This is a genomic window from Pantoea sp. BR_17 (genome assembly GCF_041955125.1).
In the GTDB taxonomy this organism is placed as follows: Bacteria; Pseudomonadota; Gammaproteobacteria; order Enterobacterales; family Enterobacteriaceae; genus Pantoea; species Pantoea stewartii.
This window is the reverse complement of record NZ_JAVAXT010000006.1, coordinates 53019-78523: the sequence shown is the minus strand read 5'-3', so window position 1 is coordinate 78523 and position 25505 is coordinate 53019. Positions and strand designations below refer to the sequence as shown.

Below are 25505 nucleotides of genomic sequence, written 5' to 3'. Positions count from 1 at the left end.
CAATATTGGCTCAGGCAATCGCGCCTTTGGGAGTTAAAAATGCAAGAAAACTACAAGATCCTGGTCGTCGATGACGATATGCGTTTACGCGCTCTGCTTGAACGCTACCTTACCGAACAAGGCTTTCAGGTGCGCAGTGTCGCCAACGCCGAGCAGATGGATCGTCTGTTAACCCGCGAATCCTTCCATTTGATGGTGCTGGATCTGATGCTGCCTGGCGAAGATGGGCTGTCGATTTGCCGTCGTCTGCGTAGCCAGAGCAACCCCATGCCTATCATCATGGTCACGGCTAAGGGTGAAGAAGTGGACCGTATCGTGGGGCTGGAAATCGGTGCGGACGACTATATTCCCAAGCCATTCAACCCGCGTGAACTGCTGGCGCGCATTCGTGCCGTGCTGCGTCGTCAGGCCAATGAGCTGCCCGGTGCGCCTTCGCAGGAAGAAGCGGTCATCGCGTTTGGTAAGTTCAAGCTCAATCTGGGCACGCGGGAAATGTTCCGTGAAGATGAACCTATGCCGTTAACCAGCGGCGAATTCGCCGTGCTTAAGGCGCTGGTGAGTCATCCACGTGAGCCGCTGTCGCGCGATAAACTGATGAACCTGGCCCGTGGTCGTGAGTACAGCGCCATGGAGCGTTCCATTGACGTTCAGATCTCTCGCCTGCGCCGCATGGTGGAAGAAGATCCGGCTCATCCACGCTACATCCAGACCGTTTGGGGCCTGGGTTACGTCTTTGTACCGGACGGCAGTAAAGCATGAGGCGGTTGCGCTTCTCGCCACGAAGTTCGTTTGCCCGCACCCTGCTGTTGATCGTTACCTTGCTGTTTGTCAGCCTGGTAACGACCTACCTGGTGGTGCTGAACTTCGCCATTCTTCCCAGCCTGCAACAGTTCAATAAGGTTCTGGCGTATGAAGTCCGTATGCTGATGACGGACCGTCTACAACTGGAAGATGGCACGCAGCTGGAAGTGCCACCCGCGTTTCGCCGCGAAATCTATCGTGAACTGGGTATTTCGCTCTATACCAATGCGGCAGCAGAGGAGAGCGGACTGCGCTGGGCACAGCACTATAAGTTCCTCAGCGATCAGATGGGGCAGCAGCTTGGTGGCCCGACCGATGTGCGCGTCGAGGTTAATAAAAACTCCCCGGTTGTCTGGTTAAAGACCTGGCTGTCGCCCGATATCTGGGTGCGCGTGCCGCTGACTGAAATTCACCAGGGTGATTTCTCGCCGCTGTTCCGCTATACCCTGGCGATAATGTTGCTGGCGATCGGCGGGGCCTGGCTATTTATCCGTATACAAAACCGCCCGCTGGTGGACCTGGAACACGCCGCACTGCAGGTCGGCAAAGGCATTATCCCGCCGCCACTGCGTGAGTATGGCGCGTCAGAAGTGCGCTCGGTCACGCGCGCGTTCAACCAGATGGCGGCAGGCGTTAAACAGCTCGCTGACGACAGAACGTTGCTCATGGCGGGCGTCAGCCACGATTTACGTACGCCGTTGACCCGTATTCGCCTCGCCACAGAGATGATGAACGAGCAGGATGGCTATCTGGCCGAATCGATCAATAAAGATATCGAAGAGTGCAATGCCATCATTGAGCAGTTCATTGACTACCTGCGCACCGGTCAGGAAATGCAGACCGAACTGGCCGACCTGAACAGCGTTTTAGGTGAAGTGGTGGCCGCAGAAAGCGGCTACGAGCGTGAAATCGAAAATGCGGTGATGGCGGAAGAGTTGATGCTGGAGATTAATCCCCTTTCCATTAAACGTGCGCTGGCTAACCTGGTGGTGAACGCAGCACGTTATGGAAATGGCTGGATCAAGGTCAGCAGCGGTCGGGAACTGCATCGCGCCTGGTTCCAGGTTGAAGACGATGGCCCGGGTATTAAACCCGATCAACTGGCCCATTTGTTCCAGCCCTTTGTGCGCGGTGACAGTGCGCGTAGCACCAGCGGTACCGGTCTGGGACTGGCTATCGTGCAGCGTATTATCGATGCACATCAGGGTTCGCTGGAAATTGGCGACAGTGAGCGGGGAGGATTACGCATCCGTGCCTGGCTGCCGTTAGCAGAAACCCCGGAAGCAGTTCAAAACAGCGGCAATCTTTCGCTGAGCTAAAACAACGGCGCGGCGGTTCAGGCCGCGCCGTGGCGATTAGCGCTGTGGACCGGCTTTAACCAACGCGGCACCTGCCGCATTATCGGTATACTTCTCAAAGTTAGTGATAAAACGCTGGGCCAAATCATCCGCCGCAGCGTGCCACTTCGCTTCACTTTCCCAGCTACGACGTGGATCCAGGGTGTCTTCATCCAGATCGCCCAGGGTTTTAGGGACCTGAAGGTTGAATACCGGCAGCGTTTCCGTTGGCGCATCATCCAGCTCACCGGCCAGAATCGCGTTGATAATGGCGCGGGTGTTCTTCAGCGAAATGCGTTTTCCACTGCCGTTCCAGCCGGTGTTAACCAGATAAGCCTGCGCACCGGCCGCTTCCATGCGCTTCACCAGCACTTCTGCATACTGCGTGGGGTGCAGTGTCAGGAAGGCGGCACCAAAGCAGGCTGAGAATGTTGGCGTGGGGGCGGTCACACCACGTTCCGTGCCGGCAAGCTTGGCGGTGAATCCCGACAGGAAATGGTACTGCGTCTGCTCTGGCGTTAAACGGGAGACCGGAGGCAGTACGCCAAAGGCGTCGGCGGTCAGGAAAATCACCTTCTTCGCATGACCTGCTTTGGAAACCGGCTGCACGATATTATCGATGTGATGAATCGGATAGGAGACGCGGGTGTTTTCGGTTTTGCTGTCATCCGCAAAATCGATACTGCCGTCTTCACGCACCACCACGTTTTCCAGCAGCGCATTGCGGCGAATGGCGCGGTAGATTTCGGGTTCGGCCTGCTCAGAAAGATTAATCGTTTTGGCGTAGCAGCCGCCTTCAAAGTTAAACACGCCGTCATCGTCCCAGCCGTGTTCATCATCGCCAATAAGCTGGCGATCCGGATCGGTAGACAATGTGGTTTTACCCGTGCCGGACAGACCAAAGAACACCGCCACGTCACCGGCTTTACCCACGTTGGCCGAGCAGTGCATTGACGCAATGCCTTTCAGTGGGAGCAGGTAGTTCATGATTGCGAACAGCCCTTTTTTCATCTCCCCGCCATACCAGGTGCCGCCAATCAGCTGCATCCTTTCCGTCAGGTTAAAGGCCACGAAGTTCTCAGAATGCAGTCCCTGCGCCTGCCAGTCCGGATTGGTACATTTTGCGCCGTTCATGACCACAAAATCCGGCGTGAAGTTATCCAGTTCGGCAGCGCTGGGCTGGATAAACATGTTTTTCACAAAGTGTGCCTGCCAGGCCACTTCGGTAATAAAGCGTACGCTCAGGCGTGAGTCAGGATTGGCACCGCAGAAGGCGTCCACAATAAACAGACGCTTACCTGAAAGCTGCTGCGTCACGCATTTTTTCAGCGCTTGCCAGGTTTCCTGCGACAGAGGCTGGTTATCGTTTTTTCCGGTGCCTTGATCGTTCCACCACAGCGTATCGCGCGTGGTGTCATCGCGGACGATGTACTTATCCTTAGGCGAGCGCCCGGTAAACACCCCGGTATCGACTGCGATTGCGCCGCTTTGCGTCAGGGTGCCACGCTCAAAACCTTCGAGCTCCGGGCGCATCTCTTCCTGAAATAACGTGTCGTAATCAGGGTTGTGAACCACCTCAGTGGTATCGGTGATGCCCAGATCGGCAAGGGCTTTCGAGGTCAGGCCGTTAACGCGCATTTTACTGCTCCTTAAATCGGTGTCTGTTCTGTACGGGCAAAAAGAGTTTGGGATCGTGTCGGTCAAAGGCCGCCCGGTCAGGCGAGGAGACAGATCGCGCGCAGTGTACTCTACTGAGTCTGAGGGGGAAGGTATGTTCTTTTAAAAATGCGACTCAGGGCGCGTTAAGGTCGTGTTTCGAACGTTTTTAAGATGTTAAGAAAGTAAAAAAAGATAATTTATCAAGTAAATTAAGGGCATAGCAAAGCAGAGGTGAGGGCGGCAGAACCGCCCTGGTCGGATCAGTGAAGACGGCTGCTGTTTTCCACGGAGTTGCTGCGGATACCGGCAATATCGACAGCATCGAAAACATAATGCGATCCGCAATAGTCGCAATGCATATCGATTTTGCCGTCTTCGGCAATAATCTCATCGACTTCTTCCTGCGGCAGCGTTTTCAGGACCTCGCCGCAACGTTCACGCGAGCAGGTACATTTGTAGATCACCGGCTGGGGATCGTAAACGGTCACTTCTTCCTGATGGTACAGTCGCCAGAGCACATCAGTTGCCGGCAGGTCGATCAATTCTTCTGTTTTAATCGTCTCTGTCAACGTAGCGAGATGGTCGAAATCCTCTTTATCCGTGTCCTGCGCGGGCAGAACCTGTAACAGAATCCCGGCGGCGCCTGCATCGCTGGTGCGGATAAACAGTCGGGTTGGCAGCTGTTCTGAACGCATGAAGTAATCTTCCAGGCATTCGCTCAGCGTGTCACCTTCCAGACCGACCACGCCCTGATAGCGCTCACCTTTTTCTGGCGTAATCGTAATCACCAGATAGCCGTTGCCCACCATGCTCTTAAGCGTGCTGTCGTCAGGGATCTCGCCTTTCATTCGCGCGACACCGCGTAATTCCTGCTGATTATTCCCATTGATCACGGCCAGCGTCAGCGGACCATCGCCCTGCAACTGCACGGTGATCTCACCATCAAATTTCAGCGTCGCGGTAAGCAGGCTGGTTGCCACCAGTAACTCACCCAGCAGGGTTTGCACAGCGGGTGGATAATCGTGGTTTTTAATGGTTTCACGCCAGGTGTTTGAAACGTTGACCAGTTCGCCGCGAACAGCAGCATTTTCAAACAGATAACGGCGCAGTTGATCGTTTACAGACATAATTTTTCTCTCTTTGGGCGGGCGGTGAGCGGCATCAAGGCCTGTCTTACTCATCACCCGATAACTTAAATTTCATCAAATCGCGGCGCTCTTTTTTGTCAGGCCGGCGATCGGGATGGGGCATAGTCAGCGCATTCATTTTGCGCGCCAGCGCCATTTTTTCGCGCTTCTCAATGCTGGCGTCCGTTTCACGATAAAGCTGCTGCGCTTCACTGGCCGGGCGCCGCTGTTCGCTGATCCCGGTAATTACGACGGTACGTTCATCATTGCCCTGGCGCAGTGTTAGCTCCGCATCACGTTCAACCAGCTTACTTGGTTTGCTGCGCTGACCATTGTAATGAACCTTACCGCCTTCAATCATCTCGCGCGCAATGGAACGGGTTTTATAGAACCGCGCCGCCCAAAGCCATTTATCAAGACGAACACCGTCTTCAGATTTTTCTTTCATAGCTGCTCCCAGGCCTGGATCACTGTGCGGTAATGGCTTATTGCATAGTGACGCTGAAAGGGTTGTTCGGGACGACCGGAATCAGGATTACGGATGCCTAAACACCAGCCGATTCCCCAGGATTTAGCGACATCAAGAAGGATTTCGTTGTCATCAATGAACAATGTTCGTGATGCATCAAAGCCCGTGTGTTGCGCGACCGCCTGCCACAAACGTTGATCTTCTTTCGGATAGCCAAAGGTATGGGTGGAAAGTAATAAATCAAGGTGTGGTGCTAAACCTGTTTGTCGTCGTTTAACGTCCAGATTCCAGGGATGCGCATTGGTCAGCAGAATAGTGCGCTTACCTGCGCGCCGCAGCATCTGCAGAAAAGGCAGCGTATCGGGCCGTAAGCGGACGCGATGACGGTGTGCCCAGAGCATCGCGTGGATATCCAGTTGCAGGGCCTCTGACCAGTAGTCCAGACAATACCAGTTTAGCGTATGGGACACGGCCTGATATTTTTCTTCCATCAACTGCCGCGCGTGTTCGACAGGGATGCCCCGATGCGCGCTCAGCGCATCCGGCACCTCTTCCCGCCAAAAGACGCGGTCAAACGCCAGATCCAGTAACGTGCCGTCCATATCCAACAGCACGGTATCAATATCAGAACCGTTACACATCATGGCGGATTTACCCATTGCCTTTTCGCGCCACAGGGTAGCACAGTTGCAGGCCGGTCAGAATACGGAGCGCACGCCCTGTATAGTGCTGAGGGAAGGGTTAAAGCACGTGTCGTAGTATTGCTGAATCGCGAGCATACGCTGACGATTCAGATGCATACGACGCAGCGCCAGCAGGCCGTTAGTGAGGCCACAGGCCAGGAGCACGATTAACAGCAAGGCGGCACCGAGATAGCGCCATTTTGCCATCGCATCAGGTTCATTATGCAGGGCGATATGACGCGTGCCGTTGGCATCTGTGTAGATGTTCGTGATGATGCCCGTCGCGCTGAACGGCGTGTGCAACAGCAGTGAGGACAGACGTTGCAGCTCCTGCCATTGTGAGGCCGCATCCAGATCAAACAAGGGAACCGCGGGCTGAGGCTGGTTGACTAACTGGTGCCCTTCGTCGCTGACAATCACAAACCCGCCCGGCGGTGGGCTGTTGAGATTTTCTGTGGCACGACGCGTTTCACGATAAAAGAAGGTCGACGTCGCGGTGTGCACCAGATTTTCCAGCGCTTCCGCGCTGACAGGGCGCAGCAGGACATTCATCCCGTTAAGTTGACCGGAATCGGCGCGGCTGACTAATGTGTCCCAGTCTTTGGCATTGCCCAAATTCACCAACGCGTTTTTAAGCCGAACACAGTCCTGTGCCTGGCTGCACAGCGCCTGCGTTTTCAACACCAGATCGGAAAAGTCATCCAGCAAAATCATGCCTGATTTCTGAATCGCAGACGCTAACTGCGGATTCAGTTTGGGGTCCGTATTGGTTTCGGGATGCAGCTGTTTTGTGGTGGTTTCCAGAAGCGCGGAGGCTTTCTCAATAATATCTGAGTGAGGCAGTGGCAGAGGCGTAGCGTTATTCCAGTAGATCTGCGAGCAGTCGAACGGCATGTAGATATAAGTGCGATTGCTTTGATAATTGCCCGGCACGGCACACATGCCGGTCCCGGTAACCTTCAGGCTGTCACCCACTTTCAAATCTTCACGACTCAGTTGATTGACGCTACTGACATCAAGGCTGTCAGTACCTTTTACCCATGCAAGGCTGAGCTTGATGGGCATACTGAGCGGTATCCAGGTGAGTAAGAAGGCCAGAACAATAAAGGCACCGCAGGCCAGAACGACATTTTTCCGCCAGCGCTGAAGCGGAAAGTTTTTTACCTCGTCCTGCAAAGAAAGAAAACGCCCCTGACGCACCACCTGACGGTTAAGATAAATTTCGACGTCTGTAACCTGTCCCAGGTCGTGTGCGACGTAAGGCTGCCAGTGCGCGGGATAAATCAGGTCGATAATCCCCAGCGTGATGTTGCTCTGCTCTTGATTGGACTCGCCAAATAAGCCCCAGCGTTTTGGCGCGCCGCGCAGGCAGTGGATCTCACGCAGACCATTTTCACCGGGAATCCGGTACATTAACCACAGACTTGCGGCGACCATCGCGCTGGCAATCACCACCAGCCAGATCATCAGACTTGTGGGTAATAACAAACCAATAAAAAACATCATCAACGCAAACGAGATGATAACGGCCTCGCGCGTGCCATCAGGGCGGGACAGTCGATACTCTTCCAGGGTTTCTTTGCGCACCCGAACTAACTCAACGTTTTCGCTTTCGGCCTTACGGATAGAGGCATTTGTGGATGCCGGACGTATCAGATTAGGCAGTGACTGCTGATCAATCGCGTAATCCACCAGCGAGTGGCCGTTTAACGAAATGATGAGTGGGATCGATTGCGTACGGATCAACTCAACGTAATTTTCATCGGTGATGTACTGTTCCCACAGCGGCGGCAAATGGACTTCAACTTCATCCAGATAGTAGCGCCACTTATGCGGATCGTCGGTGGAAAGCCCATAGCGGGTAATCGCGCGGGTAACCGGATAAACATTGTTGCTCTGGGCGGTCAGCACCAGCTTTTCGTGCCGACGGCGGGATTCACCAGGGCTGAGGATACGGGGTTGTTTTTCCAGGGCGGCAAGATACTGCTCTACGGCTCTGCGCTCTCTTTCAGTCAGTTTACGGCAGGGCGGGCTGATGAATGGCAACGGTTTCGCCAACGGCGGCCTGCGCCGCATAGCGTACCAAAATCCAATACCTGCCAGAATTGAACAGGTTAGCACTAAGGCCAATATAATAATTATTGTGCTCATGCTTTGCTCAATTCAGCCAAAATACTGCCTTCACTTTAGACTTACGTCCCCAGACGCGCCCCTGATTTCAGGCGATTGATGGGAGGTTAAACAACTCTGACAAGTTTAACAACAAACAAAATTGTACTGTAAATCATTTGATTAGGCGTTATTACAGCACACAGTGCCAGAATAGTAACTATCATGCACATAGTATTGTATCGGCATTGTCTGAATTTTGAAGGCAGATATTGACTAACGCAAATTTTTTGTGCCCGAAATAGAGCCGTTATTGCATAGAGAAAACGTGGGCTGCGTAACCGGATGACGTCATTGAGTCGCACAATGCTCCACGGTTAGGTATGCTAATTCGCTACGGAGTGCTGGCGCAGCAAGTTTGAGGCTGATATGAAAAAGTCGTTAAAAAAACCTGACATCCTCAATGTAGAAACCGTAGCACGTTCACGGTTGTTTACTGTCGAAGCGGTCGACCTGGCCTTCAGCAATGGCGCCCGGCGCATTTATGAACGCATGAAACCGTCGGAACGCGAGGCAGTCATGATTGTGCCCATAATTGATGATCATCTGATTCTGATCGAAGAGTATGCCGTGGGCCTGGAAAGCTATGAACTGGGCTTTCCAAAAGGCTTAATCGATCCGGGTGAAACGGTCAATCAGGCGGCCGACCGTGAACTGAAAGAGGAAGCGGGATTCGGGGCTGGCCAGTTGACTTTGCTGGGTAAACTGACGATGGCGCCGTCCTATTTTTCCAGCAAGATGAACATCGTGGTTGCAGAAGGGCTTTACCAGGAGAAGCTGGAAGGGGATGAGCCTGAGCCGCTGGTGGTCCACCGTTGGCCGTTGAGCAACATGCTGGCGTTACTGCAGGAGCCTGATTTCCGCGAAGCGCGCAACGTCAGTGCGTTGTTTATGGTGCGTGAGTGGCTGGTGAAGCAGGGCCGTCTGCATTACTGATTGAACACCAGATTTTCGGGCGGTAAAAAGCGGAGAGGCGGCCAGGCCGCCTCTCACGTTTATCAGAACAGTTCGTGACTTTCGCCATTGTCCATGATGGTCGTGCCTGCATCATGAACCGAATATTCGGTTGGCTGTGTTCCGTTGATAAAGTACTCCTGACGTGTGTTTCCTCCGCCATTGGCCAGCTTGCCCGTACTGCGGTCAATGGTCACGGTAACAATGCCCTCAGGCGGCGTTAACGGCTGAACAGGAACACCTTCAAGGGCCACTTTCATAAAGTCATCCCATGCAGGCTGTGCACTCTTCGCCCCGCCTTCATAGCCCGAAATCTGATCGGGAATGGCACCAGAAAGCGTACTGCGACCCAGATCGCGACGCGCATCATCGAAGCCGATCCACACCGAGGTCACCACGCCCGGGCCGTAACCCGAGAACCAGGCATCTTTGGAGCTGTTAGTCGTCCCTGTTTTCCCGCCGATATCATTACGTTTCAGGTCGCGTCCGGCACGCCAGCCGGTGCCCATCCAGCCTGGCTCACCAAAAATATTACTGTTCAGTGCGCTTTTGATCAGGAAGGACAGCGGTGTGTTAATCACGTGCGGCGCATACTGCTGCTCGCCACCCTGCTGAGGCTGGGCGGGCACTTGCTCCAGCTCAGGCTGCGGCACGGCTTGATTTTGCTGTGGGGCGGACGGGGCAACGTTCTCAACGCTTTCCGCATTCAGCGCCAGCGCTTTTTTGGTTTCACCGTAGATCACCGGTAAGTTGCACTGCGGACAGGCAATTCTGGGTTTCTCTTCGAAAACGGTCTGTCCCTGTTCATTTTCGATCTTACTGATGAAATAAGGATCGATCAGGAAGCCGCCGTTAGCCATCACCGAATAGCCCCGCACGACCTGCAGCGGTGTGAACGACGCGGCACCCAGGGCCAGCGATTCGGTATGCACAATATTCTGTGCCGGGAAGCCAAAACGCTGGAGATACTCTGCGGCGTAATCCACGCCCATTGCACGCATGGCACGAACCATGACAACGTTTTTAGACTGCCCCAGCCCCTGACGCAGACGAATCGGACCATCGTAAGTGGGCGGAGAGTTCTTTGGACGCCAGTCCGCACCGGCACCGGCATCCCAGCGAGAAATCGGTACGTCGTTCAGAATGGAGGCCAGCGTTAACCCGCGATCCATCGCCGCGGTATACAGGAACGGCTTGATGTTTGAACCCACCTGGCGCAGCGCCTGAGTCGCGCGGTTAAACATGCTCTGGTTGAAGTCAAAGCCCCCGACCAGTGCGCGAACCGCACCGTTATTAGGGTCCAGTGAAACCAGCGCCGAGTTCACATCCGGTACCTGGCCCAGCCACCATGTATCGCCGACCTGGCGTACCCAGATCTGCTGGCCCGGCTGAAGCACCTGTGCAATGCTTTTGGGTGTCGGGCCCTGTACTGTGTCCGATTTAAAGGCACGCGCCCAGCGCACGCCCGCCATCGTCAGTGACACATTGCTGCCATCCTTCATCATGACGGTAGCTTCGTCACTCTGGACATGCGTTACGACGGCCGGATGAAGCGGCCCGTACAGAGGCAGATTTTTTAATGCTTTAACAATCTGCGTTTGCCCCCAGGCTGGCTCGCCGACTTTCCACAGCACGCTGGTAGGGCCGCGATAGCCGTGACGCATATCGTAGGCGATGACGTTGTTCTGCACGGCTTCCTGCGCGGATTCCTGCAGACGGCGCGTCACGGTGGTGTAAACCTTGTAACCATCGGTATACGCATTAACGCCATAGCGTTTCACCATTTCCTGGCGCACCATCTCGGTCAGATAGGGCGCGGAGAAGACGATTTTCGGGCCATGATAGCTGGCGACCAGCGGCGCATTACGTGCTTCATCATATTGCTGCTGGGTGATGTATTTCTGGTCCAGCATACGAGCCAGCACCACATTGCGTCGGGCGACAGCACGACTGTGGGAATACAGCGGGTTAAAGGTTGACGGGGCTTTCGGCAGCCCGGCGATGGTCGCCATTTCACTCAACGACAGCTCGCCAACGGGTTTGCCAAAATACACCTGCGAGGCTGCGCCAACGCCATAAGCCCGGTAGCCGAGATAGATTTTATTCAGGTAAAGCTCAAGAATTTCGTCTTTATTCAGCAACTGCTCAATGCGAATCGCCAGAAAGGCTTCCTTTACCTTACGCATCAGGGAGCGTTCCGGACTGAGGAAAAAGTTACGCGCCAGTTGCTGTGTGATGGTACTGGCCCCTTGGGACGCATGGCCTGAGACCAGCGCAACGCTGGCGGCACGGAAAATCCCGATGGGATCCACACCGTGATGCTCATAGAAGCGGCTGTCTTCCGTCGCAATAAACGCATGGACCATGTCAGGTGGAACCTGCTGCAGGCTGAGCGGAATACGGCGCATTTCACCATACTGGGCGATAAGATCGCCGTCGGCGCTGTAAACCTGCATAGGGGTTTGCAAACGCACATCTTTCAGTGTGTTAACGTCGGGTAACTGGGGCTCTATATATTTGTACAAACCATAAATCGAGCCAGCTCCCAGCAAGATGCAACACACTGCAAGGATTAATAAATACTTTACGAACTTCACCTGAGATTTCCCATCTGTTGTCGTTTGGGCAGTTTATAAGCAACCGCGCAGTAGTATAAAGGCAAGCCAGACGCTTTGATATGTCCATTTTTCCGGACGATAAGGAGATCGCGCGCATGGCTTTTCACACCTGGCAAATTGGACTGGATATTCAGAACCGGCAGTGCTGTGCCCTTGCCATCCTGCGTCGTCGCCGGGGTTGGCAATTATGCCACTGGTGGCAGCAACGGCTGCCGCAAGATACGTTAAGAAACGGTGTGCTGCAATCTTCCCCTGCATTGCTGTCTGTATTAAGCCAGTGGCGTAAGGTGTTACCACGGCGCTATACGTTACGGGTCTGTCTTCCCGCGCACCTGGCACTACAGCAACCGCTTTCTCTGCCTGATCCGCCCTTAAAAGAACCCGCACTGGGCCGCTTTGTCCGGGCATCCGCTCAGCGTCTTTTCCCGGTGGACGCCAGTGAACTGGCCCTGGATTACCGCGTCGATACCAACCTGGAACGGCTAAGCGTCACGGCTGCACGGCGGGATGTCGTTACGCAGTGGCGGGCACCGCTGGAGCAGGCCGGCCTTAAATGCTCTGTGTTTGAACTGGCGACGAACGCACTCAACATCGTCGCAGAACAGGCGCAACTGGCTGCGGGAAGTGTAGTGGTTTTACGCCAGGATGCACGTTACCTGTGGAGCGATGGCGTCAACGCCGCACTTTTTGCCGGAGAGGGCGGTTTTGACGCGCTACGTGAGCAGGCTTTTCCCCACGCGACGTCGCTTTATTATTGTGATGCCGATAACGCATTGCCGCCGGCTGGCACGGTGCCGTTCTCCCCCCTGCAAATATTTCGCTATCAGCAGCCACCTTTGCCCGCGCATCCGGGGGCCTTCGTCCTGGCCGCCGGGCTGGCGTTGCGGAAAGAGGATTGCTGATGGTCGCTGTGAACCTTCTTCCCTGGCGGCACTGGCGCTGGCAGCGTCAACGGCGTCAGAGCTTACGTATGCTGGCTGTCACGTCAGGACTGGTCGTGCTGCTGGTGGCAGGGCAGTGCTGGCGGGATCATAAGGCGCTCAGACGGGTTCAGCGTCAGCATGTCGGCCTCAGTCATGCCCTTAAGGCCGCTGAACAGCAGGTGGTGCAGCAACAGCGACTGTTGAAACAACTGGATGAGGCGCAGCAGCGTCGCCACTGGCTGCACCAGCAGAGCAGGCAGTTTCACGTCTGGCAGCAACTCTGGCTTGCGTTGCCTGCTTTGCTGCCTGACGGGCTGTGGTTAACGCGACTGGATAAACGGGAAACGTCGTTACAACTGGAGGGCAAAGCGCAGCATATGCAGGAGATTCGCGTCTTTCGTCAGCGCTTAAGCGATGTGGCGCTGTTTTCACAGATCAAACAAGGCAATGTGCAACGTCAGCCTGAAGGGGAGTATCGCTTCGTCTTGCATATTCGCCTTAAGGAGGCGACTAGTGAGTAGCCTTACCGGGCACTGGATGCGGTTAGCTCCACCGCTGCGTTATGGCAGCCTGTTGGCGGGCGCGGTCTGCCTGCTGTGTGTGGCCTGGTGGACCGTGCTACAGCCGCAAAAACGGGTGCTGGCTGATGCCAGGCATCAATGCGTGCAGCAGCAGGCGCACCTGCAACAGCTGCAGCGACAGTTTGCCCGCTATCCCGCCCTTGCTGTTTTACAGGCACAACTTCAGCAGATTCAGATGGAAAAGCCAGCCGCGTCATCGACGCTGGAGGCGATCATCGCAGAGCGGGGTGCAGCGCTTGAGCAGTGGCTGCCCGATGAACAGCCTCGAGCCCTCACTTTCCATCTGCAATGGGCCCAGTTTCCGCCGTTGTTTTCTGCGCTTTCAACGTCTGCAACGGCGTTTCCTGATCGCTTTCAGTTAACCGCTCATTCTGACTATCTGGTGGCGCAACTCTGGCTGGACGCTGATGAAACCCATTAGTGTTGTTCTGCTGTTACTCAGCTGTGGCGCTGGCGTTGCGCAGGCACGCGATCCGTTTCGTCCCCTTCCTGGCGCGGCCTGCCTGGCGGAGGTTGAACCTCTCAGCGAATGGCGTTTGCAGGGCATCATTGGTCGTGCTCCCCGGTTTCAGGGCTGGCTACTGACGCCACAGGGCAAATCTGTTCACGTCCTGAGCGACCAGCCTTTTCCGTTGCTCCCCTGGCAAACCCTCCGGTTTACTTCCCGTTCGCTTCAGCTATTTATTCCGGGCAGTTGCCCGGCCCAACGTTTCACGTTTCATCTCAAAGGACGCCTGCATGATAAGGATAGCGATTCTGACACTCCTGCTGTTTTGCCAAATCCCCGCTCACGCCAGCCCTGATGAGGGCCTGAGCCTCGCGTTTGATGATGCGCCGATTGAGCGCATTTTACAGGCGCTGGCTGATTACCAGCAGATCAACCTGATGATCTCCCCTGAGGTTAACGGAACGCTGTCACTGCGGCTGGACAACGTCTCCTGGCAACAGGCGCTGTCGCTGGTCGCGCGGATGGCGCAACTGACTGTGCTGGAAGAAGATAACGTTCTGCTGGTTTATCCCGAGCGTTGGCAGCAGCAGCGGCGCGAAGCAGAAAAGGTACAACAGGCGGAAGCGCGTCAGCAGCGTCCTTTAATGCAGCGCAGGATCAACCTGCTCTATGCCAGTGCCAGTGAGGTGCACCGCAGCCTGCAAGGGGAACGCCAGTCGCTTATGACATCGCGCGGGAGCGCCTCTGTGGACACGCGCACCAACAGCCTGTTGCTACGCGACATTGAACCGGCGCTGCAAGACACGGAGCGCTGGATTCAGGCGCTGGATGTGCCGCTGGAACAGGTTGAGCTGGCGGCCCATATCGTGACGATTAGTGAAGAGAATCTTCATGAGCTGGGCGTCAACTGGCGACTGTCTGAGGATAGTGAAAGCCTCAGCCGGGCTTTACATCACCCGCTTCTGGCTATTCCCCTGGGGCTGACCTCGCCCGCTGTTTCGCTGGGCGTCACGTTGTCGCGGACAGGCGGCAGAGTGCTGGATCTGGAGCTCAGTGCGCTGGAGCAGGAAAACCAGGTTGAAATCATCGCCAGCCCACGGCTTTTTACGTCGCATCAGCAAACCGCGTCGATTAAACAGGGCACCGAAATCCCTTATGAAGTCTCAGCCGGTAACAGCGGCGCAACCAGTATCGAATTCAAAGAAGCGGTGCTGGGCATGGAAGTCACGCCCACCGTTTTAGGCAATGGCCGCATTCAGTTGAAAATACGTATCAGCCAGAACGTGCCGGGGCGCGTGGTTCAGACCAGCGCCTCGCAGGTGCTGTCGATTGATAAGCAGGAAATGGAAACGCAGGTGACGGTTAACGACGGGCAAACACTGGCCCTGGGCGGTATTTTCCATCAGCAGCGCACTCAGGGACAAACGCAGGTGCCGTTACTTGGCCGTCTGCCTGTCGTGGGGGGATTATTCCGCCAGCAGGCTGAAGAACATAAAAAACGCGAGCTGGTGATCTTCATGACGCCGCGATTGGTCAGGGAAGCAGCGCTTACGGCACGATAAAACGGAAAATGTGCCCTTAAAGTTTAACTGCGTTGACGCAGGACAGGAATTAGCTTACAAGGTTTAGCGATTTTTAACACGTTGTAAGCGTCTGAGTTGGAAGAACCCGGCAAGCAGATGAGCGAATTCCTCTGTACGCAGTCATGTCACAACGCTTTACTGACGCCTTACAGTTTCGCGAACAACAGGCCAATTCAGAAATGGATGTGCTGTAAGCAATATAATCGGTTGCCAAACAGCCTTGAGTGTTGAGATAATTTTTCGTCTGACTCTTGCTAACGCTCATGAGGTCTCAGTTCCTGTCCCGCCAGTAAAATGCTGAAAGCGGGGTATCATTAACGAATTCTTAGTAATACCGACAAAATGGCAGAGAAACGCAATATCTTTCTGGTTGGGCCGATGGGTGCCGGCAAAAGCACTATTGGCCGTCAGTTGGCTCAGCAACTCAATATGGAGTTCTTCGATTCCGATCAGGAAATTGAGCGACGCACCGGAGCGGATGTGGGCTGGGTTTTTGACGTTGAAGGCGAAGCTGGCTTCCGCGATCGTGAAGAAAAAATCATCAATGAACTGACCGAGAAGCAGGGCATCGTCCTGGCGACCGGCGGTGGCTCCGTAAAATCCCGGGAAACACGTAATCGTCTCTCCGCCCGCGGCGTCGTGGTTTATCTTGAAACCACTATTGAGAAACAACTGGCACGTACGCAGCGTGACAAAAAACGCCCCTTACTGCAGGTCGAGTCGCCACCGCGTGAAGTACTTGAAGCGCTGGCCGCTGAACGCAACCCGCTGTATGAAGAGATCGCCGATGTTACCATCCGCACTGACGATCAAAGTGCAAAAGTGGTGGCGAATCAGATTATCCACATGTTGGAAAAAAGTTGATCCAACGTTTGAAAGCTCTTTGACAGGTATCGAGCATCATGGAGAAGATCACCGTTTCATTGGGGGAACGCAGTTACCCCATCACTATCGCCGCCGGACTGTTTAATGATCCGGCTTCTTTTTGGCCGTTAAAAGCGGGTGATAATGCCATGCTGGTCACGAACGAGACGCTGGCACCGCTTTACCTGGATAAGGTCACGGCGCGGCTAAAGGCGGCGGGAGTGAAGACGGATCAGGTGATTTTGCCCGACGGTGAGCAGCACAAAACGCTGGCGGTGATGGATCAGGTTTTTACCGCCCTTCTGCAAAAGCCCCACGGGCGCGATACCACGCTGGTGGCGCTGGGTGGGGGCGTGATTGGCGATCTTACCGGTTTTGCTGCGGCAAGCTATCAACGTGGTGTGCGGTTCATTCAGGTGCCGACCACGCTGCTGTCTCAGGTTGACTCGTCGGTTGGCGGAAAAACGGCGGTTAACCATCCTCTTGGCAAAAACATGATAGGTGCGTTTTACCAGCCCGCTTCGGTCGTGATTGATACGGAATGTCTCCGGTCACTGCCTCCGCGTGAGCTGGCGTCCGGTCTGGCTGAAGTGATTAAATACGGCATCATTCTGGACGGTGAATTCTTTCACTGGCTTGAGCAAAATCTTGATCGCCTTCTGGCGCTGGATGAAGCCGCGCTGGCCTGGTGCATCCGTCGTTGCTGTGAGCTGAAAGCCGAGGTTGTCGCCGCGGATGAGCGTGAAAACGGTCAGCGCGCATTACTGAATCTGGGTCATACTTTTGGCCATGCCATTGAAGCGCATATGGGCTATGGCAACTGGTTGCATGGTGAAGCGATTGCCGCTGGTATGGTGATGGCGGCGCGAACCGCGCAACGTCTTGGTCAGTTCAGCGAACAGGATTGCCAACGCGTTATCGCGTTACTGCAGCGCGCCGGTTTGCCGGTACACGGACCGGTTGAGATGCAGGCTGAAGACTATTTGCCCCATATGATGCGCGATAAAAAAGTGCTGGCGGGCGAATTACGTCTGATACTGCCTTTGGCGATAGGCCGCGCTGAAGTGCGTGGTGGCGTGGCTCATGATATGGTGATGGCGGCAATTAATGACTGCCAGAAATCTTGATATTCAGCAGGTAAGTGGTGACGCGACGCGCGGGTGCGCAGTGCGAACGGCCGCTTTACGGAGGAGGCAAAATGGATGAGTTCAAACCGGATGATGAGTTAAAACCTGACGCCAGTGACCGTCGTCCCTCGCGCCCACGTAAATCGTCCTCTGCGACGAAAGCTCCGGTCTCGCGCCAGCACGTCATGATGGGCGTCGGTATCTTTGTGTTGCTGCTGCTCGTGCTGGGCATTGGCTCAGCGCTCAACGGCGCTGACGACAGCAAATCCGCGTCGTCCTCTACTGACAAAGGCACCGCCACCAGCGGGGCCGCAGGATCGGGCAACGGAAAAAATATTGATCTCAGCGGCTCCACCGCCATGAGCGGCGGTCAGAACGCCACGGGAACAGCACAGCCTTCCACCGGCACTCCGAATGCAGCAGGAGCGGAACCGGCAGCGGGGGCGACAAATGCGCCACGTGATATTTCCATGCCAACGGTTGCATCCACACCCACGCAGGCAGCCCCGGTTGAAACCCCGGCTAATCAGCAACGCATTACATTACCCGGCGACCTGAACAGCGCATTGACCAACCAGCAACAGCAGGTGGATGGCGCCGCACAGGGTGCAGAAGGCAGCAGTTCTCTGCCGACCGCACCCGCTACGGTGAGTGGGAAAGCAGGTGCAGCGGCGAGTCTTCCCGCTACAGGTCGTCAAAACGCCGCGCAGGCACCCGTCACGCCGCGTCATACGCGTGAGCCTGCCAGAACGGCGTCTAAACCCGCAGCCAGCGAGCATAAAACCCACACAACGCCAGCGCACTCCTCCGTGAATAACGCGCCGGCAAAAGCGGCGGGCAGTAGCGCTACGGCCAGCAAATCAGTACCGGGCGGCAACTACACGTTGCAGTTGAGCGGCGCATCTAAAGCGGAAAGCCTGAATGCCTGGGCGAAGAAGCAAAACCTGAGTGCGTACCATGTGTATAAAACCACGCGCAATGGTCAACCCTGGTATGTGCTGGTCAGTGGTTCTTACGCCACGCCGGCCGACGCAAAGCGTGCCGTTGCGACATTGCCTGCAGAGGTACGTGCACAGAATCCCTGGGTGAAACCGGTCAGTCAGGTCAGGAAAGAAGCCAGTCAATAAGTGATGTGGGGCCTGCCCATGCGGGCCCTGTTTTAAGCGCAGATCTGCTGTCGGTTCAACCACAGCCTCACAATAAGATGTAATTACCACGACAGCATGAAAAAAAATCGCGCTTTTTTGAAATGGGCGGGGGGAAAATTTCCCTTAGTCGAAGAGATCCACCGTCATTTGCCGCAAGGTGATTGCCTGATCGAACCCTTCGTTGGCGCGGGCTCCGTGTTTCTTAACACCGATTTTGATCGCTATCATCTGGCCGACATCAACAACGATCTCATCAATCTCTACAATATTGTCAAAACGCGCACGGCGGATTTTATTCGCGATGCGCGTTTACTGTTTACCAGCGAAACAAACAGCGAAATCCGTTATTACCAACTGCGCACGGAGTTTAACCTCAGTCATGACGCTTATCAGCGTGCGCTGCTGTTCCTCTATCTGAATCGCCACTGCTACAACGGCCTGTGCCGCTACAATCTGCGTGGTGAGTTCAATGTGCCGTTTGGGCGCTATCGTAAACCTTACTTCCCGGAAGCCGAGCTGCTCTGGTTTGCCGAACGGGCGCAAAAGGCGACGTTTGTCTGTGAATCCTACGATGTTACCCTGAACAATGCCCAAAAAGGCTCTGTGGTATATTGTGATCCGCCGTACGCGCCGCTGTCCGCAACGGCTAACTTCACGGCTTACCACACCAACAGTTTTAGCCTGCATGAGCAGCAGCATCTGGCGCAACTGGCCGCAAAGCTGGCGTCTGAGAGTCAAATTCCGGTCCTGATTTCTAACCATGATACGGAACTGACGCGTTGCTGGTATCAGGATGCCGTGTTACATGTGGTCAAAGTCCGGCGTTCTATTAGCCGAAGCATAACCGGTCGCACCAAGGTCGACGAACTGCTGGCACTCTATAGCTAGTCTGTTTCGTCCGCGACCAGGGTACTACGCCAGCCATCATGCTGGCGCACAACAGTGGAGAATCGGATGAAACAATATTTGCTGGCCCCTTCCATCCTTTCGGCAGACTTTGCTCGCCTGGGTGAAGACACCGCGAAGGCACTGGCGGCCGGAGGCGACGTGGTTCACTTCGACGTAATGGACAACCACTACGTGCCGAATCTGACAATGGGACCGATGGTGTTGAAAGCGCTGCGTGACTATGGCATCACAGCCCCGATCGATGTGCATCTCATGGTGAAGCCAGTGGACGCGTTAATCCCCGAGTTTGCCAAGGCTGGCGCGACCTACATCACGTTCCACCCCGAAGCGAGCGAGCACGTTGACCGCACGCTGCAGTTAATCAAAGAGCACGGTTGCAAAGCAGGCCTGGTCTTTAATCCTGCCACTCCGCTCAGCTACCTCGACTATGTGATGGATAAACTGGACATCATTTTGCTGATGTCGGTGAACCCCGGCTTTGGTGGTCAGTCATTTATCCCCGGCACGCTCGACAAGCTTCGTGAAGCGCGCAAGCGGATTGATCAGAGCGGCTACAGCATTCGCCTTGAAGTCGACGGTGGTGTGAAGATTGATAACATTGCGCAAATCGCGGCAGCGGGTGCAGATATGTTCGTTGCCGGTTCGGCCATCTTTGGCCATCCGGATTACAAGAAAGTGATCGACGACATGCGGAACGAGCTGGAGAAAGCGAATGGCTCATTTCACTGATATTCGTGGGCTGGCCTTTGACCTGGATGGTACGCTGGTCGACAGCGCGCCGGGGCTGGCGGATGCGATCGATTTGACGCTGGCAGACCTGGCGTTGCCTGCTGCTGGCGTGGCGCGCGTATCAACGTGGATTGGGAATGGTGCCGACGTTATGATGTGCCGTGCGCTGACCTGGGCACTCGGGCGCGAGCCACACCCGGACGAGCAGCGTGATGCGCGTGTGCTGTTTGACAAACATTATGCCAGCACGGTGGAGGCGGGCAGTACCCTGTTTCCTCAGGTCAAAGAGACGCTGACACGGTTACAGGCCACAGGCATGCCGATGGCGATTGTGACCAATAAGCCGACGCCGTTTGTCGCGCCGCTGCTGCAATCGCTGGGAATCGACCAAGCGTTTTCGTTGATCATTGGTGGCGATGATGTGGTGGTTAAAAAACCGCATCCTGCCGCGATTTTTCTGGTGTTGGGTAAATGGGGGCTGCTGCCCTCACAACTGCTGTTTGTCGGGGATTCACGCAATGATATTCTGGCCGCGCAGTCTGCCGGCGTACCCAATGTCGGCATGACGTTTGGCTATAACTATGGTGAACCTATTGCCAGCAGCCAGCCCGATCTGACCCTTGACTCTTTTGACGAACTTTTGCCCGCTATCGGGCTGTAATTTATCAGGACATAAGCATGAGCAAACCCATCGTTTTCAGCGGCGCACAGCCGTCCGGCGAACTGACCATTGGCAACTATATGGGTGCGCTGCGTCAGTGGGTGCAGATGCAGGACGATTTCCACTGCATTTACTGTATCGTCGATCTGCACGCCATCACCGTGCGCCAGGATCCGGTTGCACTGCGTAAAGCCACCTTAGATACGCTGGCGCTCTATCTGGCCTGCGGCATCGATCCCGAGAAGAGCACCATCTTTGTTCAGTCGCATGTGCCGGAGCACACGCAGCTCAGCTGGATTCTGAACTGCTACACCTATTTCGGTGAGCTGAGCCGCATGACCCAGTTCAAAGACAAATCCTCACGCTATGAAGAAAACATCAACGCGGGTTTGTTCAGTTATCCGGTGCTGATGGCTGCCGACATTCTGCTTTACCAGACCGCGCAGGTACCGGTGGGTGAAGATCAGAAACAGCATCTTGAGCTGAGCCGTGATATTGCGAGCCGGTTTAATGCGTTGTATGGCGATATCTTCAAGGTGCCGGAGCCGTTCATTCCAAAATCAGGCGCACGCGTGATGTCGCTGCTGGAACCGACGAAAAAGATGTCTAAGTCGGATGATAACCGCAACAATGTGATCGGCCTGCTTGAAGATCCCAAATCGGTGGTTAAAAAGATTAAGCGTGCGATGACCGACTCTGAAGAGCCGCCGGTTATCCGTTATGACATTAAAGAGAAAGCGGGCGTCTCGAATCTGCTGGACATCCTGTCAGGCGTAACCGGTACGCCGGTGACCGCGCTGGAGCAGGCGTTCGAAGGCAAAATGTACGGGCACCTGAAAGGCGCGGTCGCAGAAGCCGTATCGGGCATGCTGACAGACCTGCAGGAACGTTATCATCGCTTCCGCAACGACGAGGCGTTGCTGGAAAAGGTGATGCGTGACGGTGCACAGAAAGCCCGTGCCCAGGCGCAGGAAACCCTGAAAAAAGTCTATGAAGCGGTCGGGTTTGTTTCTCAACCCTGATCGGTAACGTTGTAAGTCAAACGGCGAGCGAAGGCTCGCCGTTTTGATTTTCCCCCCGGCGTAATGGGCGGCGCAGGCTGACCACGCTGCCGACAAAGGAAAATGACGGCCAGGTACCACGCGCAAACGGAGCGGAACATGTGCCAACCCTTCTTGCGTTTCGCTTTCGGTAATCATGTCATCTTATTCGTCCCCGACCTTTTGCTATCGCGCCTGACCTGTCCGCAGAGGCAGGGCACCGGTTCGGCCTCGTACACGCTAAGTGATTTAAATAACGAATAAAGTCATCTGGAGCACGGCAGAGAGATCGTGTTAGCTTTACTTCGCAGCGCTTAACGCATGAGGAGCCCGGAATGACAACAGCACCACTTCGCTGGATAAACAATCTGCGTTTGCCCACCCGGGAAGGGCTGTGGCAGATAGAGATCGTGGAAGGAAAAATCGCCCGCATCACGGCGCAGCCTCAGCAGCTGTCAGCCGAGGGCGCAGCACTCGATGCGGAAGGCGGCCTGGCGTACGCGCCTTTTATTGAGCCTCATATTCACCTGGATACCACCCAAACGGCGGGTGAACCGGCCTGGAATCAGTCCGGCACGCTGTTTGAAGGTATTGAGCGCTGGGCAGAGCGGAAAGCCTTATTAAGTCATGAGGATGTAAAACGGCGCGCGATGCAAACGCTGAAATGGCAGATCGCGAATGGCATACAGTTTGTGCGCACGCATGTGGATGTGTCCGATCCGACGTTAACCGCCCTCAAGGCTATGCTGGAACTGAAAGCGGAGATGGCACCCTGGATCACGATTCAAATCGTGGCGTTCCCGCAGGAAGGCATTCTGTCTTACCCTAATGGCGAAGCGCTACTCGAAGAAGCGCTGCGACTCGGCGCGGATGTCGTCGGCGCGATTCCCCATTTTGAATTCACGCGGGAGTACGGCGTGGAATCCCTGCATAAAGCGTTCGCGCTGGCCAACCGTTACGACAGGCTGGTGGACGTGCACTGTGACGAAATTGACGATGAGCAGTCACGCTTCGTCGAAACCGTTGCCGCGCTGGCACACCGTGACGGGATGGGTGCGCGCGTCACGGCAAGCCATACCACAGCGATGCACTCGTATAACGGGGCTTATACTTCTCGTCTGTTTCGCTTACTGAAGCTCTCCGGCATCAACTTTGTTGCCAATCCCCTGGTGAATATTCACCTACAGGGTCGCTTTGACAGCTATCCCAAACGCCGCGGCATTACCCGGGTGAAAGAGCTGCTGGAGGCGGAGATTAACGTCTGTTTTGGCCATGACGACGTATTCGATCCCTGGTATCCGCTGGGTACGGGCAATATGCTTCAGGTGCTGCATATGGGATTACATGTGTGTCAGCTGATGGGGTACGAGCAAATTAATGCCGGGCTCGATCTGATTACACGCAACAGTGCCAACACGCTGAATTTAGCAGAGTACGGTATTCAGCGTGGTCATGACGCCAGTTTTATCATTCTGCCCGCAGAAAACGGTTTTGATGCGGTCAGGCGGCAGGTGCCGGTGCGTTATTCGCTTCGGCGTGGAAAGGTCATCGCGGCGACGCAGCCCGCAGAGAGCAAAATCTGTCTGGACACGTGGGAAGCGGTGACCTTCAGGCGTTGAAGCAAAGGGCGGCGCGTTGCCGCCGCCCTGAGAGGATTAATGCGTGATATGACCGTGCGAGCGGTGTTTGGTCACCAGGCCCAGCAACGCACACATGATAAACACCACGGCGTACAGGCCATTTGCCGTTAGCAGCGCGCTGTGCACGCCGCTGTTTTTCACAATGGGTGACGTAACGACGAAGGTCAGCATGGTACCCACGGTGCCACAGGTCAGAATAAAGTTAACCAGCTTGGGAGACGCGACTTTGGTTTGTAGAGAGCCGAGCGTAATGATGGTGGTATAGATCGCGCTTGAGCTGAAGCCCAGCGTCAGAATAATCCACCGCAACATGCTTGCATCCTGGCTGCTTACGAACCAGTACATCAGCACCGTGGCCAGTCCTGCCAGTACCATCAGAATACGTTGCAGATCGAAGAAGCGCAGCAGGAAGCTGAATACCCACATGCCGACCATATAAGCGGTCCAGAAGCTTCCTACCAGTTGACCGGCATCATCAATATTCATGCCCATCACTTTGGTGGCATATTCAGGCACCCAGGAAATAAAGCCGAGCTGGCCAAGAATGTAGCATAAGGCGGCAATCGCCAGTAACAGTACGCCCAGTCCCCATTTTTCTTTTTCAACCGTTGGGCTGTTCTCTGGCTTACGCAGAACCGGAAACTCCACGAATAACGTCATGATAAAAATACCGACGTAAATGACGCCAATGCAGACGTAAACCCAGTACCACGACAGATGACGTGCCAGTAAAATGCCGGCCAGAATCGGGAAAATGGTGCCAGCCATACTAAAGAAGGAGTCCGTGAACAGCAGGCGTGAACCCCGTTGGCGGCCTTCGTACATGTGGGTAATCAGGAACGTCCCAATCGACATGGTGATACCACTGACGACGCCCAGTACGAACATGCACAGCGAAAATACCGACAGATCCCGGCTGGTCATCAGTCCGATAACGGCTAATACCATCAGCACAAAGCCAAAAATCAACTGGCGTTTGAGCGGCACAATGACCATCAACCAGGCATTAAGGAAAACGGCAGCCAGGATGCCACTGTTCAGGAAAGTGAAGGTGTTACCCATACTGTCGATGGGAATCTGGAAATCTTTCGCGATATCACCCATTACCATACCGGTGACAATCACCAGGGCACCGGTGAGCGCATAGGAAAGAAAGCTAATCCAGGTAAGGCCGATACGATTACGATTTGTCATGTTCTGAACCTGTTGGGAAGCGGGAGCGTTGAAGCGGCAGAAATTGTAAACGGAACCGTGATCTTAATAAACTAAGAGTGAAAACTGTTGTCATTCATTTCATCAATACTGTGATTTTAGTCACGAAGCGGAAGCAATCTTTTTCAGGCGTTTTTGGGTGCGTTTAGCGTAAATATAGGTAAAACGCTGGCTCTTGTATTACATGCTCTTTACAATCAATATCGTTTTTGAGCTAGCTCTCCAAAGTAAGGAATTACTCATGTTTAAACGTACTTTGACAGCGGCAGTTGCCCTGTTAGCGCTCTCTTCTGTTTCTGCCTCAGCTTTAGCGGCCAAAGGTGATACGCATGTCCTGCTGACCACTTCTGCCGGTAACATCGAACTCGAACTGAATAATCAAAAAGCACCGATCTCCGTTAAAAACTTCGTTGATTACGTTAACAGTGGTTTTTACAACAACACGATTTTTCACCGCGTTATCCCGGGTTTTATGATTCAGGGCGGTGGCTTTACCAATGAAATGCAGCAAAAACAAACCAAAGCGCCGATCAAAAATGAAGCGGATAATGGTCTGCGCAACCTGCGCGGCACCATCTCCATGGCGCGCACCTCCGACAAAGACAGCGCCACCAGCCAGTTCTTTCTGAACGTCGCTGACAACGCCTTTCTGGATCATGGTCAGCGCGATTTTGGCTACGCCGTCTTTGGTAAGATCGTGAAGGGCCAGGACGTCGTGGACAAAATCTCTCAGGTGCCAACCAAAGATGTCGGGCCTTACCAGAATGTTCCCGTCAAGCCGGTGGTCATTTTGTCGGCAAAAGTCCTTCCCTGATTGTCTTGA

Annotated in this window: 24 protein-coding genes; 17 read left to right on the top strand and 7 right to left on the bottom strand. The window is 54.7% G+C overall.

Annotation, left to right across the window (positions count from 1 at the left end):
- The first annotated feature begins 39 nt into the window (after nt 1-39).
- A complete protein-coding gene (gene ompR, locus RAC60_RS11360; RefSeq protein WP_001157751.1) occupies nt 40-759 on the top strand; it encodes a two-component system response regulator OmpR in 720 nt (239 codons plus the stop codon).
- Complete coding sequence (gene envZ, locus RAC60_RS11355; protein ID WP_006121011.1) at nt 756-2120, top strand: two-component system sensor histidine kinase EnvZ; 1365 nt, start codon at nt 756-758, stop codon at nt 2118-2120. The genes ompR and envZ overlap by 4 nt, the downstream gene beginning before the upstream one ends.
- Nucleotides 2121-2156: 36 nt before the next feature.
- On the opposite strand, the gene pckA is transcribed toward envZ, so the two are convergent.
- The 5 genes from pckA to RAC60_RS11330 all read right to left on the bottom strand — a co-directional run bounded on the left by pckA (nt 2157) and on the right by RAC60_RS11330 (nt 8227).
- Entirely contained in the window at nt 2157-3776 is a 1620-nt protein-coding gene (gene pckA / locus RAC60_RS11350; protein WP_054686900.1) for a phosphoenolpyruvate carboxykinase (ATP), read from the bottom strand.
- A gap of 281 nt (nt 3777-4057) precedes the next feature.
- Nucleotides 4058-4924 (bottom strand): Hsp33 family molecular chaperone HslO, encoded by an 867-nt coding sequence (gene hslO, locus RAC60_RS11345; protein WP_263757445.1) that lies wholly within the window; start codon nt 4922-4924, stop codon nt 4058-4060.
- A gap of 46 nt (nt 4925-4970) precedes the next feature.
- Nucleotides 4971-5372: a ribosome-associated heat shock protein Hsp15 gene (gene hslR, locus RAC60_RS11340; RefSeq protein WP_006121008.1), complete on the bottom strand. Its 402-nt coding sequence runs from the start codon at nt 5370-5372 to the stop codon at nt 4971-4973.
- Entirely contained in the window at nt 5369-6034 is a 666-nt protein-coding gene (gene yrfG, locus RAC60_RS11335; RefSeq protein WP_375093825.1) for a GMP/IMP nucleotidase, read from the bottom strand. Before yrfG ends, hslR begins: the two co-directional genes overlap by 4 nt.
- Before the next feature lie 57 nt (nt 6035-6091).
- Nucleotides 6092-8227 carry an intracellular growth attenuator family protein gene (locus RAC60_RS11330; protein ID WP_039342672.1) on the bottom strand — a complete coding sequence of 712 codons (2136 nt, stop codon included), beginning with the start codon at nt 8225-8227 and terminating at the stop codon, nt 6092-6094.
- Nucleotides 8228-8614: 387 nt separating this feature from the next.
- Here RAC60_RS11330 and nudE point away from each other — a divergent pair, with 387 nt between their 5' ends.
- Complete coding sequence (gene nudE, locus RAC60_RS11325; RefSeq protein ID WP_006121006.1) at nt 8615-9181, top strand: ADP compounds hydrolase NudE; 567 nt, start codon at nt 8615-8617, stop codon at nt 9179-9181.
- 62 nt (nt 9182-9243) lie between these two features.
- On the opposite strand, the gene mrcA is transcribed toward nudE, so the two are convergent.
- Complete coding sequence (mrcA, locus tag RAC60_RS11320) at nt 9244-11796, bottom strand: peptidoglycan glycosyltransferase/peptidoglycan DD-transpeptidase MrcA (RefSeq protein WP_375093721.1); 2553 nt, start codon at nt 11794-11796, stop codon at nt 9244-9246.
- 116 nt (nt 11797-11912) lie between these two features.
- On the opposite strand from mrcA, the gene pilM reads away from it, so the two are divergent.
- From pilM to RAC60_RS11255, 13 genes are all read left to right on the top strand, one after another.
- Entirely contained in the window at nt 11913-12719 is an 807-nt protein-coding gene (pilM, locus tag RAC60_RS11315) for a pilus assembly protein PilM (protein ID WP_375093719.1), read from the top strand.
- On the top strand, nt 12719-13261 hold the full coding sequence (locus tag RAC60_RS11310) for a PilN domain-containing protein (RefSeq protein WP_058701420.1): 543 nt from the start codon (nt 12719-12721) through the stop codon (nt 13259-13261). The genes pilM and RAC60_RS11310 overlap by 1 nt, the downstream gene beginning before the upstream one ends.
- Nucleotides 13254-13742, top strand: coding sequence for a type II secretion system protein GspM (gspM, locus tag RAC60_RS11305; protein ID WP_172913555.1), 489 nt, complete (start codon nt 13254-13256; stop codon nt 13740-13742). Before RAC60_RS11310 ends, gspM begins: the two co-directional genes overlap by 8 nt.
- Nucleotides 13729-14124 (top strand): HofP DNA utilization family protein, encoded by a 396-nt coding sequence (locus tag RAC60_RS11300; RefSeq protein ID WP_375093718.1) that lies wholly within the window; start codon nt 13729-13731, stop codon nt 14122-14124. The genes gspM and RAC60_RS11300 overlap by 14 nt, the downstream gene beginning before the upstream one ends.
- On the top strand, nt 14060-15331 hold the full coding sequence (gene hofQ, locus RAC60_RS11295; RefSeq protein WP_080752836.1) for a DNA uptake porin HofQ: 1272 nt from the start codon (nt 14060-14062) through the stop codon (nt 15329-15331). Before RAC60_RS11300 ends, hofQ begins: the two co-directional genes overlap by 65 nt.
- A gap of 363 nt (nt 15332-15694) precedes the next feature.
- Nucleotides 15695-16216 carry a shikimate kinase AroK gene (gene aroK, locus RAC60_RS11290; RefSeq protein WP_033741572.1) on the top strand — a complete coding sequence of 174 codons (522 nt, stop codon included), beginning with the start codon at nt 15695-15697 and terminating at the stop codon, nt 16214-16216.
- Between the two features lie 38 nt (nt 16217-16254).
- Nucleotides 16255-17343 carry a 3-dehydroquinate synthase gene (gene aroB / locus RAC60_RS11285; RefSeq protein WP_033741570.1) on the top strand — a complete coding sequence of 363 codons (1089 nt, stop codon included), beginning with the start codon at nt 16255-16257 and terminating at the stop codon, nt 17341-17343.
- Nucleotides 17344-17414: 71 nt separating this feature from the next.
- Nucleotides 17415-18470: an SPOR domain-containing protein gene (locus RAC60_RS11280; RefSeq protein WP_375093717.1), complete on the top strand. Its 1056-nt coding sequence runs from the start codon at nt 17415-17417 to the stop codon at nt 18468-18470.
- A gap of 96 nt (nt 18471-18566) precedes the next feature.
- Nucleotides 18567-19379 (top strand): adenine-specific DNA-methyltransferase, encoded by an 813-nt coding sequence (gene dam, locus RAC60_RS11275; RefSeq protein ID WP_006120998.1) that lies wholly within the window; start codon nt 18567-18569, stop codon nt 19377-19379.
- Nucleotides 19380-19445: 66 nt separating this feature from the next.
- Entirely contained in the window at nt 19446-20129 is a 684-nt protein-coding gene (rpe, locus tag RAC60_RS11270) for a ribulose-phosphate 3-epimerase (protein WP_006120997.1), read from the top strand.
- The gene (locus tag RAC60_RS11265) at nt 20113-20790 is read left to right on the top strand and encodes a phosphoglycolate phosphatase (RefSeq protein WP_006120996.1); all 678 of its coding nucleotides are present in this window, start codon (nt 20113-20115) and stop codon (nt 20788-20790) included. The genes rpe and RAC60_RS11265 overlap by 17 nt, the downstream gene beginning before the upstream one ends.
- A 17-nt stretch (nt 20791-20807) precedes the next feature.
- Nucleotides 20808-21812 carry a tryptophan--tRNA ligase gene (gene trpS / locus RAC60_RS11260; protein ID WP_033741566.1) on the top strand — a complete coding sequence of 335 codons (1005 nt, stop codon included), beginning with the start codon at nt 20808-20810 and terminating at the stop codon, nt 21810-21812.
- A gap of 353 nt (nt 21813-22165) precedes the next feature.
- On the top strand, nt 22166-23449 hold the full coding sequence (locus RAC60_RS11255; protein ID WP_033741564.1) for a cytosine deaminase: 1284 nt from the start codon (nt 22166-22168) through the stop codon (nt 23447-23449).
- 36 nt (nt 23450-23485) lie between these two features.
- Here RAC60_RS11255 and tsgA read toward each other — a convergent pair whose 3' ends face one another.
- Nucleotides 23486-24664, bottom strand: coding sequence for an MFS transporter TsgA (gene tsgA, locus RAC60_RS11250; protein WP_110268742.1), 1179 nt, complete (start codon nt 24662-24664; stop codon nt 23486-23488).
- Between the two features lie 259 nt (nt 24665-24923).
- Between tsgA and ppiA the strand changes: the two genes are divergently transcribed.
- The gene (gene ppiA / locus RAC60_RS11245; RefSeq protein WP_375093714.1) at nt 24924-25496 is read left to right on the top strand and encodes a peptidylprolyl isomerase A; all 573 of its coding nucleotides are present in this window, start codon (nt 24924-24926) and stop codon (nt 25494-25496) included.
- Nucleotides 25497-25505: the final 9 nt, after the last annotated feature.

Bases quoted from the DNA above. Each gene is read 5' to 3' on its own strand.
- ompR (WP_001157751.1), top strand. From the start codon at position 40: ATGCAAGAAAACTACAAGATCCTGGTCGTCGATGACGATATGCGTTTA.
- envZ (WP_006121011.1), top strand. From the start codon at position 756: ATGAGGCGGTTGCGCTTCTCGCCACGAAGTTCGTTTGCCCGCACCCTG.
- pckA (WP_054686900.1), bottom strand. From the start codon at position 3,776: ATGCGCGTTAACGGCCTGACCTCGAAAGCCCTTGCCGATCTGGGCATC.
- hslO (WP_263757445.1), bottom strand. From the start codon at position 4,924: ATGTCTGTAAACGATCAACTGCGCCGTTATCTGTTTGAAAATGCTGCT.
- hslR (WP_006121008.1), bottom strand. From the start codon at position 5,372: ATGAAAGAAAAATCTGAAGACGGTGTTCGTCTTGATAAATGGCTTTGG.
- yrfG (WP_375093825.1), bottom strand. From the start codon at position 6,034: ATGTGTAACGGTTCTGATATTGATACCGTGCTGTTGGATATGGACGGC.
- RAC60_RS11330 (WP_039342672.1), bottom strand. From the start codon at position 8,227: ATGAGCACAATAATTATTATATTGGCCTTAGTGCTAACCTGTTCAATT.
- nudE (WP_006121006.1), top strand. From the start codon at position 8,615: ATGAAAAAGTCGTTAAAAAAACCTGACATCCTCAATGTAGAAACCGTA.
- pilM (WP_375093719.1), top strand. From the start codon at position 11,913: ATGGCTTTTCACACCTGGCAAATTGGACTGGATATTCAGAACCGGCAG.
- RAC60_RS11310 (WP_058701420.1), top strand. From the start codon at position 12,719: ATGGTCGCTGTGAACCTTCTTCCCTGGCGGCACTGGCGCTGGCAGCGT.
- RAC60_RS11300 (WP_375093718.1), top strand. From the start codon at position 13,729: ATGAAACCCATTAGTGTTGTTCTGCTGTTACTCAGCTGTGGCGCTGGC.
- hofQ (WP_080752836.1), top strand. From the start codon at position 14,060: ATGATAAGGATAGCGATTCTGACACTCCTGCTGTTTTGCCAAATCCCC.
- aroK (WP_033741572.1), top strand. From the start codon at position 15,695: ATGGCAGAGAAACGCAATATCTTTCTGGTTGGGCCGATGGGTGCCGGC.
- aroB (WP_033741570.1), top strand. From the start codon at position 16,255: ATGGAGAAGATCACCGTTTCATTGGGGGAACGCAGTTACCCCATCACT.
- RAC60_RS11280 (WP_375093717.1), top strand. From the start codon at position 17,415: ATGGATGAGTTCAAACCGGATGATGAGTTAAAACCTGACGCCAGTGAC.
- dam (WP_006120998.1), top strand. From the start codon at position 18,567: ATGAAAAAAAATCGCGCTTTTTTGAAATGGGCGGGGGGAAAATTTCCC.
- rpe (WP_006120997.1), top strand. From the start codon at position 19,446: ATGAAACAATATTTGCTGGCCCCTTCCATCCTTTCGGCAGACTTTGCT.
- RAC60_RS11265 (WP_006120996.1), top strand. From the start codon at position 20,113: ATGGCTCATTTCACTGATATTCGTGGGCTGGCCTTTGACCTGGATGGT.
- trpS (WP_033741566.1), top strand. From the start codon at position 20,808: ATGAGCAAACCCATCGTTTTCAGCGGCGCACAGCCGTCCGGCGAACTG.
- RAC60_RS11255 (WP_033741564.1), top strand. From the start codon at position 22,166: ATGACAACAGCACCACTTCGCTGGATAAACAATCTGCGTTTGCCCACC.
- tsgA (WP_110268742.1), bottom strand. From the start codon at position 24,664: ATGACAAATCGTAATCGTATCGGCCTTACCTGGATTAGCTTTCTTTCC.
- ppiA (WP_375093714.1), top strand. From the start codon at position 24,924: ATGTTTAAACGTACTTTGACAGCGGCAGTTGCCCTGTTAGCGCTCTCT.